11 protein-coding genes are annotated in these 13,970 nt (G+C 37.8%); 7 read left to right on the forward strand and 4 right to left on the reverse strand.

Annotated elements, in window-relative coordinates; translation table 11 throughout:
* The first annotated feature begins 226 nt into the window (after positions 1-226).
* The 7 genes from GSB9_02209 (at position 227) to GSB9_02215 (ending at position 8,015) form a co-directional block, all read left to right on the forward strand.
* Positions 227-1,306: a rhodanese-related sulfurtransferase gene (locus GSB9_02209; GenBank protein ID UKM65638.1), complete on the forward strand. Its 1,080-nt coding sequence runs from the start codon at positions 227-229 to the stop codon at positions 1,304-1,306.
* Between the two features lie 3 nt (positions 1,307-1,309).
* Positions 1,310-2,554, forward strand: coding sequence for a U32 family peptidase (locus tag GSB9_02210; protein UKM65639.1), 1,245 nt, complete (start codon positions 1,310-1,312; stop codon positions 2,552-2,554).
* The gene (locus GSB9_02211; protein ID UKM65640.1) at positions 2,554-2,784 is read left to right on the forward strand and encodes a ferredoxin; all 231 of its coding nucleotides are present in this window, start codon (positions 2,554-2,556) and stop codon (positions 2,782-2,784) included. Before GSB9_02210 ends, GSB9_02211 begins: the two co-directional genes overlap by 1 nt.
* Positions 2,785-2,940: 156 nt before the next feature.
* Complete coding sequence (locus GSB9_02212; GenBank protein ID UKM65641.1) at positions 2,941-4,218, forward strand: hypothetical protein; 1,278 nt, start codon at positions 2,941-2,943, stop codon at positions 4,216-4,218.
* A complete protein-coding gene (locus tag GSB9_02213; GenBank protein ID UKM65642.1) occupies positions 4,205-4,699 on the forward strand; it encodes a gliding motility lipoprotein GldH in 495 nt (164 codons plus the stop codon). The genes GSB9_02212 and GSB9_02213 overlap by 14 nt, the downstream gene beginning before the upstream one ends.
* Before the next feature lie 74 nt (positions 4,700-4,773).
* The gene (locus tag GSB9_02214; protein ID UKM65643.1) at positions 4,774-7,125 is read left to right on the forward strand and encodes a transglycosylase domain-containing protein; all 2,352 of its coding nucleotides are present in this window, start codon (positions 4,774-4,776) and stop codon (positions 7,123-7,125) included.
* A gap of 53 nt (positions 7,126-7,178) precedes the next feature.
* A complete protein-coding gene (locus GSB9_02215; GenBank protein ID UKM65644.1) occupies positions 7,179-8,015 on the forward strand; it encodes a hypothetical protein in 837 nt (278 codons plus the stop codon).
* Between the two features lie 28 nt (positions 8,016-8,043).
* Here the strand turns inward: GSB9_02215 and GSB9_02216 are convergent, their stop codons facing one another.
* The 4 genes from GSB9_02216 to GSB9_02220 form a co-directional block, all read right to left on the reverse strand.
* Entirely contained in the window at positions 8,044-10,008 is a 1,965-nt protein-coding gene (locus GSB9_02216; GenBank protein ID UKM65645.1) for an acetoacetate--CoA ligase, read from the reverse strand.
* A gap of 382 nt (positions 10,009-10,390) precedes the next feature.
* Complete coding sequence (locus GSB9_02218) at positions 10,391-12,070, reverse strand: ABC transporter ATP-binding protein (GenBank protein UKM65647.1); 1,680 nt, start codon at positions 12,068-12,070, stop codon at positions 10,391-10,393.
* Entirely contained in the window at positions 12,071-12,784 is a 714-nt protein-coding gene (locus tag GSB9_02219; GenBank protein UKM65648.1) for a 3'-5' exonuclease, read from the reverse strand. It abuts the gene before it with no gap.
* Positions 12,762-13,931 (reverse strand): beta-lactamase family protein, encoded by a 1,170-nt coding sequence (locus tag GSB9_02220; protein ID UKM65649.1) that lies wholly within the window; start codon positions 13,929-13,931, stop codon positions 12,762-12,764. Before GSB9_02220 ends, GSB9_02219 begins: the two co-directional genes overlap by 23 nt.
* Positions 13,932-13,970: the final 39 nt, after the last annotated feature.

Here is a 13,970-nt window from a genome sequence, read left to right on the forward strand (position 1 = left end):
TTTCGGGAATCGCATCTAATGCTTGAAGATGAAAAATTTTGCTATCAAATTTACCAATGAGTTTTTGAAGATAGACTAACTCAAACTCAATTAAAGGCACTTAAGCACTAGGCTTAGGTGCTTTTTTGTTAATTACAATAGATACTTCTTCTTAAAATTGTACCTTTGCGCCCTAAATATTTCTTTGTTCCGCATTATGCGGCTTTAACCTTAAAATTAGTATAGCATGCAACTGTACAATACGTTAAGCGCTAAAGAGAGAGCAGAATTAATCGAAAAAGCTGGAAAAGACCGATTAACGCTTTCTTTCTATCAGTACGCAAAAATTAAAAATCCACAAGAATTTAGAGACCAGCTGTTTGTTGTCTGGAATAAGTTAGACGTTTTAGGTCGTATTTATGTGGCCACAGAAGGTATTAACGGTCAGTTATCGCTTCCTGCCGATAGGTTTAACGAATTTAAGGCACACTTAGATACCATAGATTTTTTAAAGGACATTCGATTAAATATTGCTGTAGAGCAGGATAACATGTCGTTTTTAAAATTGAAGGTTAAGGTGCGCAACAAAATTGTGGCCGATGGTCTAAACGACGACACCTTTGATGTGACGAATAAGGGCATTCACGTTGGTGCCGAAAAGTTCAACCAACTTATTGATGACGAAAAAACGGTTTTGGTCGATATGCGCAACCACTACGAAAGTGAAATAGGGCATTTTAAAAATGCCGTAACGCCCGATGTCGATACCTTTCGCGAGTCGTTGGATATTATAGAAGAAGATTTAAAAGAACACAAAGAAGACAAAAATCTGGTCATGTATTGTACCGGCGGTATCCGTTGTGAAAAGGCGAGCGCCTATTTTAAACACAAGGGCTTTAAAAATGTGTTTCAGTTAGAAGGCGGTATTATTGAATACACACGACAGGTAAAAGAAAGCAATCTTGAAAACAAGTTTCTAGGAAAGAACTTTGTTTTTGATGAGCGTAGGGCCGAAAAGATTAGTGATGATGTTATTGCACAATGTCACCAATGTGGTGCGCCTTTCGATGTACATACCAATTGTGCCAATGATGCGTGTCACCTACTTTTTATACAGTGCGATAAATGCAAGGAAGAAATGAACAATTGCTGTTCAAACAACTGTAAAGAAATACACGCTTTACCATTCGAAGAGCAAAAAGCCCTCAGAAAAGGCCAGGGCAATAGCAACGATATCTTTAAAAAAGGCCGAGCAGACCATTTGCCTTACAAAAAGGATTTAAGAAACATCTTTGAAACCTTAAAAGTCGACAAAATCAAATCCTAAGTCATGCAAAAGATAGAATTAATGGCGCCTGCTGGTAATTTTGAATCTTTGCAGGCTGCTTTAGACAATGGTGCAGATTCCATTTATTTTGGTGTAGAACAGTTGAATATGCGAGCCAGGGCCTCTATCAATTTCACTTTAGAAGACTTGTCCGAAATTGCTAAACGCTGCCAAGCCAAAAACGTAAGAACGTATTTAACACTGAATACTATTATTTACGATCACGATTTATCGATTGTTAAAACCTTGATTAAAAAAGCAAAAGACGCCAATATAACGGCAGTTATTGCTATGGATCAAGCCGTAATTATGGCGGCCCGTGAAGCAGGCATGGAAGTCCATATTTCTACTCAAATTAACATCACAAACATTGAAACGGTTAAGTTTTATGCCATGTTTGCCGATACGATGGTGTTGAGTCGTGAGTTGAGTTTGCGCCAAGTAAAAAAGATTACCGAACAAATAGAAAAGGAACAGGTTAAAGGGCCTTCGGGTAAATTGGTAGAAATTGAAATATTTGGGCATGGGGCGCTGTGCATGGCGGTTTCTGGAAAATGTTATTTGAGTTTGCATTCCCAAAACTCGTCGGCCAACAGAGGTGCTTGCAAACAAAACTGTCGAAAAAAATATACGGTTATAGATCAAGAAACGGGTTTTGAAATGGAGTTGGATAATGAGTACATTATGTCTCCTAAAGATTTATGCACCATCGATTTTTTAGATGAGGTAGCCGATGCCGGAATTAAAGTCTTGAAGATTGAAGGTCGTGGACGAGCACCAGAATACGTGGCTAAAGTCATTAAATGTTACCGCGAAGCTATAAACAGTCTCGAAAATGGCACTTACAGCAAAGACGAAGTGATTACTTGGATGCAAACCTTGGAAACCGTTTACAATCGTGGCTTTTGGAGCGGGTATTATTTAGGTCAGAAACTGGGCGAATGGAGTAAAGGCTCGGGGTCGCATGCCACGCAAAAGAAAGTCTATATAGGTAAGGGTGTACATTTTTTTCCGAAAGCAAAAGTGGGCGAATTTAAAATTGAAGCCTATAATATTAACGTTGGCGATACCGTTTTAGTTACGGGGCCAACAACGGGAGCTAAAGAACTCGTGGTGGAAGCTATGATGGTGAACGACGAAAAAAACAACCAAGGTGTTAAAGGTGATTCCGTAACCTTAAAGCTGCCCTTTAGGATTAGGCAATCCGATAAACTTTATAAAATTGTAGAACATAAAGTGGAAACCTAATGGTAATCATTACATTGCAACGAAAAAAGTGCATTGGTTGTAATTACTGTGTAGAACTGGCTCCAAACCAGTTTCAAATGTCTAAAAAGGACGGGAAATCGGTGTTGCTGCATTCCAAGGAAAAAAAGGGTTTTTTCACTTTAAAATCTAACGACGCGTTAATTTTTGACGATTGCGATAACGCTGCTAAAGCCTGTCCGGTTAAGATTATTTCGGTTAAACAAACTTAAAACTGTTAAATCTAGCCCTAAGCGTCAATGATATCCAGATTATTATCAGCTTCTTTTTTAAGTACTGCAAATAATCATATATTTACAAATCTAAAACACAATGTTAACCATCATTCGTAATAATCTAATTATTAGCGAATTCAATATATAAAACATATGGCCTGCGCTAGTTGCACAACCAAAGACGGCTCCCCAAAGGGCTGCAAAAACAATGGTACCTGTGGTACAGATAGTTGTAATAAATTAACCGTTTTTGACTGGTTGGCAAACATGTCGTTGCCCAGTGGTGAAAAACCATATAATTGGGTTGAGGTGCGTTTTAAAAACGGCCGAAAAGAATATTACCACAATTCAGAAAACCTCACTTTAAGTATTGGCGATATAGTAGCTACCCAAGCAAAAGCAGGGCACGATATTGGTATGGTTACTCTTACAGGGGAATTGGTGCGCGTTCAAATGAAACGCAAAAACATACCAAATAACATTGAAGAAGGATTAAAAATATACCGAAAAGCCAGCCAAAAAGATATTGATATTTGGCAAAAAGCACGCGATAGGGAAGAGTCCATGAAGGTTAAAGCCCGCCAGTTTGCTATCGATTTAAGGTTGCAAATGAAAATTTCCGATATCGAATTTCAGGGCGATGCCAGCAAAGCAACCTTTTACTACACTGCAGAAGATCGCGTAGATTTTAGAGAGCTTATTAAAGTTTTTGCCCGAGAATTTCGCACAAGAATAGAAATGAGGCAAGTCGGTTTCCGTCAAGAAGCGGCCCGATTGGGCGGTATTGGATCTTGTGGACGCGAGTTATGTTGCTCCACTTGGCTAACCGATTTCCGTTCGGTAAGTACCTCGGCGGCGCGTTATCAGCAATTGTCGCTTAATCCCCAAAAATTAGCGGGGCAGTGCGGTAAATTAAAATGCTGCTTAAACTATGAGCTCGATACTTATCTGGATGCTTTAAAAGATTTTCCAAAAACTGATACTAAACTTTATACAGAAAAAGGCACAGCGGTATGCCAAAAAACCGATATTTTTAAAGGACACATGTGGTACGCCTACGAAGGCGAATGGATGAACTGGCATAAAATAACCATAGACCAGGCCAATGAAATTATTGAACTCAACAGGCAAAAGAAAAAAATTGCCAGTTTAGAAGAATACGCTTCCGATGTGGTTGAAGACACTAAAAACGAGTTTGAAAACGTTGTAGGTCAAGATAGTTTAACACGTTTCGATAATCCAAAGCGGAATAAAAAACGTAGAAGTAATAGAAGGAAGGGTAATCAAAGAAATAAGAAAAATGCCCAGGGCAGTAACGATGGTCAAAAGCAAACCCAGCCCCAAAATAAAAAACAAGGGCAGAAAAGAAACAAACGAAGAAAGAACAACAAACGAAAACCATCACAAAACAGTAAAAATGCTTCAAAATAAAGCCTATTTATTTTTAGTACTATTAGCGTCTTTGTTTGTTTGCTGCGATTCCAATCGGGTTTTCGATACTTATAAATCGGTGCCAAATAAATGGAACAAAGACTCTATTGTGAGCTTTAAAATTAACCCGCCAGATTCCATTAAACCTTATAATTTATTCGTCAATTTAAGAAATACCAACGCTTATAAATACAACAATTTATTTTTAATTGTAGAAATGGAATTTCCGCACGGTAAAACCGTAAAAGACACTTTAGAATACCGAATGGCCGCACCAGACGGAAAACTTTTGGGCACGGGTTACACCGATGTTAAGGAGAATAAATTATGGTATAAAGAGGCTGTTGTTTTTAATGAGTTGGGTGAATATACCGTTAACATACAACACGCTATGCGAGAAACTGGTAAGGTAAACGGTGTAAAGGAATTAGAAGGTATTACCGATGTTGGTTTTAGAATTGAACATATAACGCGTAACTAAATCATCACTCCTATCCTCCAGGATTTGTTTTTGGTGGATGCAAAAGAGGAAGTAATTTAATATTCAGAAATTAAATGGCGAAAGCAAAAAAAGAAACAAAAGCAACTCCAGATTTTTCAAAGTATGTTCGTTTGTTCTGGATGCTTTTTTTAGCAGGTATATTTGCTGTAGGATTATTATTTTTATTGGCCTCTTGGGGCGTATTTGGCGAAATGCCAGACCATACACAACTCGAAAATCCTCGAACCAATCTAGCGACCGAAATTATCTCTTCAGATGGACAAACGCTAGGTAAGTTTTATTACAACGACAATAGAACACCCGTAAGCTACAATGATTTGCCAGAGCATTTGGTAAACGCTTTAATTGCTACCGAAGATGCACGTTTTCACGAGCATTCAGGTATTGATGCCCGGGGTACTTTAAGGGCTGTTATCAAGCTTGGGAGTGGCGGCGGAGCGAGTACCATTTCGCAACAGTTGGCCAAGCAGTTGTTCCATGGTGAAGGCTCAAGGAATATTCTAGAACGCATCCTTCAAAAAATAAAAGAATGGGTTATAGCTATTCGTTTGGAACGCCAATACACTAAAGAAGAAATCATTGCGCAATACTTCAATATTTATGATTTTTTAAATAATGCAGATGGCATTCGAAGTGCATCAAGAATTTACTTCGGAAAAGAACCTAAAGACCTAGACCTTAAAGAATCGGCGATGTTGGTGGGCATGTTTAAAAATTCAGCTTTATACAACCCCAGAAGAAATCCGGTTGGCGTAAAAAATAGGCGTAATGTGGTGTTGAGCCAAATGGAAAAATATGGCTACATCAATGAAAAAGTGAAAGATTCGCTTCAGCAAACAGAACTCGATCTAAATTATACTCCAGAATCGCATCGCGAGGGTATTGCAACTTATTTTAGAGGGTATTTGGATGGCTTTATGAAAGAATGGATTGCAAACAACCCAAAGCCCGATGGGTCGAAATGGAATTTGTACAACGACGGATTAAAAATTTACACCACCATCGATTCGCGGATGCAGCAATACGCTGAAGATGCTGTACAGCAGCACATGGCAAAGTTGCAGACTGAATTTTTTCATCAAAATACGCCAGATAGAAATCCAACAGCACCATTTTTAGAGTTAGATCAAACAGAACTCAATGATTTAATGAACCGTTCCATGAGGCAATCAGAACGTTGGAGACACATGAAATACGATTTAAAAAAGTCTAATAAAGAGATAATAGAATCATTCAAAAAACCAACTCAAATGACGGTTTTTCAATGGAAAGAAGGACAGCCTTCAGAAATTGATACTATTATGAAACCCATCGATTCCATGCGTTATTATAAATCGTTCTTACGTACGGGTATGATGTCCATGAATCCGCAAACGGGACATGTAAAAGCTTGGGTTGGCGGTATTAATTACAGGCATTTCCAGTACGATATGGTTAAACAAGGTAGGCGCCAAGTAGGTTCCACTTTTAAGCCGTTTGTATATGCATCGGCCATAGACCAATTGCATTATTCGCCTTGTGATGAATTTCCAGACGTACCATTCTGTATCGAGGCCAACAAATATGGAAATCCAGAAGAATGGTGTCCCAAGAATTCTGGCGGCGCCAACGATTATGGGGGTACTAGAACTTTAAAAAGTGCTTTGGCTAATTCGGTTAATACCATCACAGCACAGTTAATGGATAAAGTTGGTCCGCAAACGGTAGCCGATTTGGTTAAGAAATTAGGCGTAGATTCTCCCGTGCCGGCTGTACCTTCCATAGCCTTAGGAACACCCGATATCAGTATTTACGAAATGGTTGGAGCCTATTCAGCATTTGCCAATCAAGGCGTTTACACCAAGCCTGTCATGGTTACCAATATTGAAGATAAAAACGGAACTATTCTATATCAGTTTAAACCTGAAACCCGCGATGTTTTGAGCGATGAAGCGGCGTATGTAACGGTTAAACTTTTAGAAGGTGTTACACAAGGCGGGTCTGGTACGCGTTTACGGCATAAATGGGCTGTTAACGTTCCGGTTTATAAGGAAGTGATTACCGGCTATCCATATGCCTTTGAAAACCCCATAGCAGGAAAAACAGGAACCACACAAAATCAAAGTGATGGCTGGTTTATGGGTATGGTACCTAATTTGGTAACAGGCGTTTGGGTTGGTGCAGAAGACCGTGCAGCGCATTTTGCGAGCATAACTTACGGACAAGGTGCTACTATGGCCTTGCCTATTTGGGGCTTGTATATGAAAAAATGCTATGACGACCCAGAATTGAATGTTTCAAAAGATGAATTTCCAGAGCCCGAAAACCTTTCCATTCGGGTGGATTGTTCTGAAACAACTCAAGAGGATGATCAGGATGGCCCAAGTACCATAGAAGATACCGCAGATGATTTGGATTTTGGGTAGTAAAGAGCGTTAATTGTTAATTTATAATATAGATTGGTTTCCAATAACTGCCAATGAACAAACTACTGTCTTGTTTACTATTTTTTTCTTCAGTATTCAGCATTGCTCAAAACAGAGATTTCTTTTTTGAAATTAGGCATCAGCCAAATTCTGAGTATCTTTCTATATGCGAAAAATCGATAAAATTCAAAACAAAAAAAGAGGCAGATAAAGAAATGCTGAGGGTTTTTGATTCTATTGGTTTAAAAAGGATACGAAAAGGTGATAAAAAAGAAACATATAAAGTCTTAACAATAACTAAAGAGCAAAAGAAAAATCACACCATTCCAATAGAGATTTTAGCTTATGATTTTAAGTTTGAAGGAGACCTAGACAAAGAAAAGATAAACGAAACATTTAATTTCGAATCAATCCAAGCCAAAGGCTATGTTGATTTTGAAAATAAACTTACTGTTAATGAATTTTTAATCGATAATGAGCAAAGTGATAAACAGGCTGAAGCAATTAAAAAAATCGAGAATAGAGAAATCTGTTTTGATTTTCCTAAACACACAATTGGGATTGGAGAAAGTTTTTCTTTTGAACACATTGTTTATTATAGTATTCCAATGCGGGGAGATGATTTTTATAGTGCAAATTGTACAGCAACATTAGTTAAAGTGAAAAAAGATATTGCTTATTTTAAAATTTCATCTAAGCAACAGTCTGAAAACTCAAGTTATGATTTGGTTGTAAGGGGTAGTTTTAAATTTAACATTGAGAAAAATTATGCTAGCTATTTATTTTTACAAAGCGAATTGCATGTTAGCGAAGCTATTGATGATTTAACACTGATTGAGCATGATTACACTGAACAAAATAAAGTTGCGACGGTATTGAAAAACAATTAAATTTTCGCAGAAAAAGTTTGGGATATACTCAAATCTGTTCGGCAAACGCCACAAAAAACTCTACCGACTCAGGGTTTTTCATAGAGTCAACATTTATCGATTTTTCCAATGGCCTTTTCATTAAAATTTTTTTAACGGGCGCTTCCATTTTTTTACCGCTAATGGTATAAGGGATGTCTGGCACCTCTATAATTTCGTCGGGTACATGCCGTGGCGAATATTCGGTTTTTAATTGCGTGTTAATTTGGTTTTTAATAGCATCGGTCAATTCAACCCCAGGTTTCATTTTAATAAATAGGGGCATGTAGTGTTTACCGCCGTCGAGTTCCAAATTCACAATTAAAGCATCTTCAATCGTTTTGATTTTATTAATGCTTCTATAAATTTCACTGGTACCAATACGTATACCATGTCGGTTTAAAGTGGCGTCAGAGCGTCCGTAAATAACAATACCCTTAGTTTTAGAATTGATTTTTATAAAATCGCCGTGGCGCCACTTGCCAGGATAATGTTCAAAATAACTGGCTTTGTAACGTTTTTTGTTTTCATCATTCCAGAAATAAAGGGGCATGGAGGGCATGGGTTTGTCGATAACCATTTCGCCTAAATCGTCTTCAACTGAATTTCCATTTTCATCGTAAGCATATAACGAAACGCCCAAAGCGCGGCATTGAATTTCGCCAGAATGGACCGCATAAAACGGCATACCACCAACAAAAGCGGTGCATACATCAGTACCACCAGCCATAGAGCATAACCAAACATCATCTTTTATGCTGTTGTACACGTAGTCAAAAGCTTCAAAAGGCAATGGTGCACCCGTAGAGCTTATAGAGCGAATAGTACCAAGATTATAATTGTTTTTGGGTTCTATTTTCTTTTTCATGCTGGCTACTAAAAATGGTGCACTCGTCCCGAAATGGTTAATTCCGGTGTCATCAGAAAACGCCCAAAGTTTATCAAAATTGGGGTAGGTAGGGCTGCCGTCGTATAGCACAATGGCCGAACCCATTAATAGGGCAGATTGTAAAAAATTCCACATCATCCAACCCGTTGTAGTGTACCAAAAATAGCGTTCCCCAGCGTGGACATCGTTTTGAAAAGCCATGTATTTGAGGTGCTCTAACAATATGCCACCATGAGAGTGTACAATAGCTTTTGGTAAACCTGTGGTGCCAGATGAGTATAACACCCAGATAGGGTGACTGAAATCTACGGCCTCAAAAACTAAAGAATGCGCTTTGGTCTCGAATACATGGTTAATGTTCACAAAATCCTTTGGGAAATTCGATATATCATCCTTTTTTAAATAGGGTAATACGATGACTTGTTGCAAAGTGGGTAGGGCTTTGGCAATACTTTTCGCGATGTTTGTTTTATCGTAAGGTTTGCCGTTATAATAATAGCCGTCTGTTGTAATGAACACTTTCGGTTTTATTTGTGCGAAGCGGTCTATAACGCTTTCGGTGCCAAAATCTGGCGAGGTGCTCGACCAAATAGCTCCTATGGAATTAACGGCCAGGAATGAAATGGTAGCCTCCGGAACGTTTGGTAAAAAAGCTACAACACAATCGCCTTTAGTAACACCAATTGATTTTAAATAAGCAGCCATGGCAGCTACTTTTTGTTTAAGGTCTTGCCAGGATAGTTCTGAATATTCGTCTTGTTCGTTATTGAAAATAATAGCGGTTTCTTGGGCTAAATTGTGTCTAAAAACATGTTCGGCATAGTTTAGTTTAGCGCCATCAAACCATTTAAAATTGGGCATAGTCGTCATTTCTAATACCGAGTTGTAATCGCTATGTGAAATCACTTTAAAATATTGCCAAATGCTTTCCCAAAAGGCCTCTATGTGGTTCACAGACCATTGCCATAAATCGTCATAAGACTCAAAATGGAGTTGGTGATGTTCCATAAGCCATTTTTTGTAATCAAATAAGTGACTATTTTCTTTAAAAGCTATTGAGCCTACCCAAAGTTTTTTTTCTGACATCTTATTCAGTTTAGAGTGTTATAAAGATAAGTAATCTATAAAGATGAAAAGGATTTTTAGTTCATTTCAAAATCGCTTTCAATCGAAATGAAGGTTTTCAAATTTAGGAAAAACCCGATGAAATGTTAAATAAAAATGCATTTCATCGATTATTTATGTTTTTGAACTGATTTTTTAAAAAAAAGTTTGATATTAGCAGTCCCCAAAGATACTAAGTCAAATTAATAGATTTTACCAAATCTACCATAAATTTAAACTTATGAATATTGCAACAAATCTACCTGAACAACCTACTAATGATGAGAGCAAATTCAAAGAAACTCTTAAAGAGAATTTGCAATTTTTTAAAAGTTTAGTTTATTTAACCAAAAAGGTTTTCATGCTATAACCCTTTGGGAATAGCATGAATTAACTTTTTGGTATATTCTTTTTTGGGCGTGCTGTAAATTACGTCGGCATCGTCCAATTCTTCAATTTTTCCTTGGTTCATTACCAATAGTTGGTCGCTCATATACTTAACTACGGCCAAATCGTGCGATATAAAAATATAGGTAAAACCGAAATCTTCTTTCAGCTCATTCAATAAATTCAACACTTGTGCTTGAACCGATATGTCGAGCGCCGAAACTGATTCGTCGCAAACAATTAGTTTAGGTTGTAAAGCGATTGTTCTGGCAATACCAATGCGCTGACGTTGTCCTCCGGAAAATTCATGAGGATAACGGTTAAAATACGCTTCAGATAAGCCCACGCGGTTTAATATGTCAACGGTTTTTTCTTTACGCTCAGCATCAGAGCCATAAAGACCGTGTACTTTCATGGGTTCCATAATGGCCTCGCCAACGGGTATTCGAGGATTTAATGATGAGTAAGGATCTTGAAAAACAATTTGAATTTCTTTACGAAGTTTTCGTGTTTCAGTCTTTGAAAGATTTATAATGTCTTTCCCTTTGTAAAAAATTTTTCCAGCGGTGGCTTTATCAAGTTGAAGGATGGCATTGCCCAAGGTTGACTTTCCGCAGCCTGATTCGCCTACTAAGCCTAAAGTTTCTCCTTTAAACAACTTAAAGCTAACATCGTTTACCGCTTTAAAACCTACAGCTTTTGAAAATAAGCCCGATTTTGAGATATATTCCTTTTCAAGGTTTATAACCTCCAAAAGCGGCGGTTTGCTGTAAATAGCTTTATGGTTCTTTTGGCGTTGTTCTTTAGTAACAATGTCGTTGGAAACAATACCTTTTAAATAATCTTGAATGGTAGGCAGTCTTTTTAATCGCGTATCTAATGATGGTCGCGAATTAATCAATGCTTTGGTGTAGTTGTGTTGTGGGTTTTTAAATATTTCAGAAACTGTGCCTTGTTCAACAATATCGCCTTTATACATCACCAAAACCCGGTTGGCAATTTCAGAAATTAGTGCCAAATCGTGAGTGATAAAAATAATGCTCATTTTGGTGGCTTTCTGCAGGGCTTTTAACAGAGCAATAATCTCCTTTTGAACTGTTACATCGAGTGCGGTAGTGGGCTCGTCCGCAATTAAAATGTTGGGTTTACAGGCAATGGCCATGGCAATCATAACCCGTTGTTTTTGTCCGCCCGATATTTGATGTGGGTAAGTGCTATAAACGCGTTTAGGGTTGGGTAGCTTAACTCTTTCAAAAAGTTGGAGCGTTTCAGTTTTGGCGTCGCTTTTCGATAGATTGGTATGCTGAAATAAAATTTCCTCAACTTGTTTTCCGCAAGTCATTGATGGATTTAAAGAGCTCATAGGCTCTTGAAAAATCATAGCTATTTTGTTGCCTCTTATATTTTGAAACGCTTTGTTTGAAAGTCTAACTAAATTTTGGTTTTGGTAAATGATTTCGCCATTGGAAATGGTCGCTATTTTCTTTGGAAGCAACCCAAGAATAGCCAATGAAGACACCGATTTTCCTGAACCCGATTCGCCCACAATGCCTAGAATTTCATTTTTATTTAGGTGGTACGAAATGTCGTGAATGACTTTATTGTTGCCAAATGAAATAGATAGGTTGTTGATGTTTAGAATTGTGGTTTCCGTCATTTAAATATGAATAATTTCATTGTTGTGCAACAGCTCATTTCCGCGTAAGCGCAGAAATATTTGGGCAACTGCAATAGTGTCTTTTTCGCAGTAAGTAATTATCCGGTCTATTTCCTTGTCCTCATAATAAACACGGTATACTTCGCTGCCATCAATATCGTCTTTGGGTGAGGGAATGCCCAAAACATGGGTAAGCAATTTTAGTGACGTATAGGTTTTGTAATCGCCAAATTTCCAGAGTTCCAAAGTATCCAAATGAGGCACCTCCCAAGGTTTTTTGCCAAATAAATTCAGTTTATATGGCAATTCAATATTGTGAATAATCATGCGGCGCGCAATATATGGAAAGTCAAATTCCTTGCCGTTATGGGCACAAAGCAAGTGTTTGCTTTGGCTGAAATGTGATATGAGGAGATTTTTAAAGTCTTTAAGAATTTTAACTTCATCGCCATAAAAGGAGGTAACGCGAAAGGTGCGCAAGTCGTTCAAAATATTGAAATAGCCTACCGAGATACAAACTATTTTACCAAATTCGGACCAAATGCCGGCGCGTTCGTAAAATTCTTCGGCAGTAAAATCGTCCTTCCTTTGGTATTGCGATTTTTGTTCCCATAGCGCCTGCGTCGTTTCATCCAAATCTGAAAAATTTTGAACTTCTGGAACCGTTTCAATATCTAGGAATAATATGTCTTCAAGATTGAGCTTGCTTATCATTTTTTAACATTTTATAGGCTTCTTCGATATAAATTTGAATGTCATTTGTAAATTTACCAACACCATGGCCAGCATCGGGAGATTTACGGTGCCCCAGCCTCACAATAATAATATTATCTTCTGGTTGTACCAAAACATATTGGCCAAGATGCCCACGCATCATAAAAAAGTTTTTATTAACATATTCGCCAAGCCACCAGCCGTAACCGTAAATAGGGTCTTTTTTAAAGCGTGGCGTAATTGATTTTTTAACAAATGCAGAGTCGAGCAATTGCTTGCCTTTCCAATTGCCGCCGTCTTTATACAATTTACCAAAACGGGCAAAATCGCGGGCATTGCTTGATATACAGCAAAAAGCTTTGGCTAAACGGTGTTCGCTATCGTCCAATTGCCAAAGCGCATTTTGGCGGGCACCCATGGGTTTCCAGAAACTATCGGAGAGGTATTTTGCCAATGGAACTCTGGTTGCCTTTTGAATAATCATACCGAGCAATTGGGTGTTTCCGCTTAAATATTCAAATTCTTCGCCTGGCGTTTTAATTACTTTTTGGTTGAGAATGGTTTCGGCCAAATCATCATCATAGTTGGCACGCGCGGTAACGGAAAACGGACTTGTATAATGCTCGACCCAATCTAATCCTGACGCCATTGAGGCAAGGTCACCCACCGTGGTTTTTGCATAGTTGTACTGCGGATAAAAATCGCTTATAGGTTGGTCTAAACTTTCTATATAGCCATCCATAATAGCTTTGCCGAGCAGCGATGTGGTAATACTTTTGGCCATTGAAAACGAATTGGTTTTTGAGTTATCGTTAAAACCATCGTAATAATTTTCAAACCAGATACTATCGTTTTTGATAATTAAAAAGGCAATAGTGCCCAAATCATCGTTGGTTTGCATCAGTTTCCTTGTTTCATTTACTGTATTGTAATTTTTATGGGTAGGCCAAGGGTCTATGTGGTCACTATTTGCAATGGTGTCGTTTACAAAGTAAGGGTAGTCGTCAATAAAAGCGGTATTGTGCCCAGTAAAATAAACAATTTTAGCCCCTCTTAAAATGTACCCATAATCAAAAATATAAAGTAGAATTACGATAAATATAACAGTTAGTAAAACCCATTTAAGGGTCTTCTTTAGAATTTTCATCATAAAATGGTTTAGTGCAAATAAATATAGCAATTAAAA

It is taken from the genome of Flavobacteriaceae bacterium GSB9, assembly GCA_022749295.1.
Lineage (GTDB): Bacteria > Bacteroidota > Bacteroidia > Flavobacteriales > Flavobacteriaceae > Flavisericum.